The sequence below is a fragment of the Bradyrhizobium sp. MI1.10 genome, from assembly GCF_055811035.1.
In genome coordinates, this window is record NZ_JBVVPN010000174.1 from 1 (window position 1) to 339 (window position 339).

The 339-nt window shown below is 52.2% G+C and carries 1 pseudogene; it reads left to right on the forward strand.

The features are described 5' to 3' along the window. Positions 1-162 (forward strand): annotated as a pseudogene (locus AC0L3K_RS40790) (cyclase); the annotation flags it as partial. Positions 163-339 lie beyond the last annotated feature (177 nt).

Genomic DNA, 339 nt, shown 5'->3' on the forward strand with positions numbered 1-339 from the left:
GTCTACCGAGCAGTCGAAAATCCCAATGACATCACAGTAACTCACGAGTTTGCCACGATTGAAGCTGCGCAAGCCTTTGCGGAGAGTGCTGAATTGAATAATGCCATGCAGAAAGCGGGAGTGGCGAAAGCTCCAACGATTTGGTTTACCAAAAAGGCGTGAAGTATCGATCCCGGCCAAGTGCCGGGATTTTTTGCTGTGGTGGTACCATGTCGCCTGTTGGCCTATTGAGACATGCCGAGGCGGTCTGACGATATCCGTTCACAGGGGTAGACCGGTAGAGAACGGCACGCGGCCAAAGTGACGCGATTGACCCTGGCTGTGTAAAAACGCAAAAGA